The organism is Mesorhizobium sp. LNHC252B00, assembly GCF_000502955.1.
Taxonomy (GTDB): Bacteria; Pseudomonadota; Alphaproteobacteria; order Rhizobiales; family Rhizobiaceae; genus Mesorhizobium.
The window spans coordinates 1-385 of the sequence record NZ_AYWO01000139.1 but is presented as its reverse complement, the minus strand read 5'-3'; the positions used below and the strand labels follow the sequence as shown (position 1 = coordinate 385).

Genomic DNA, 385 nt, shown 5'->3' with positions numbered 1-385 from the left:
TTGGAGCAACCACGCCTCCAGGCATTGGACCGGTGACCTCCGGCCAGCTCGTGAAACTGACCGCTAGCCAATGTTCCGAGCTGGCGGATCTCTGCGATCGCCAAGGCCGGTTGTGGAAGGCTCTCTCCGATACCTCGCCTGCCGAGCGAGGCGCCGTTGTCGCCGAGCAGGGCGAAGACCTTGTCCGGTTGATCGACCGCTTCTGTCTTCTGGCCGAGAACCTCAACCTCAGAGGACCTTTCCAGCGATAAGCCGGAACTCAGTCTCGGGGACCCGCCACCATCCGGGCGACCCGCGTCATGTCCGCGCTCATCTCGCGGTCGTCGTCGAGCGGGCTGACGAGCGCACGCACGGCGGCATAGGTGCGCCGTGGTCCTTCGCCCAT

1 pseudogene is annotated in these 385 nt (G+C 65.2%); it reads left to right on the top strand.

Annotation, left to right across the window (positions count from 1 at the left end):
- Nucleotides 1–251, top strand: a pseudogene (locus tag X744_RS1000000174845) (phosphoglycerate dehydrogenase); the annotation flags it as partial.
- Between the last annotated feature and the right edge of the window lie 134 nt (nt 252–385).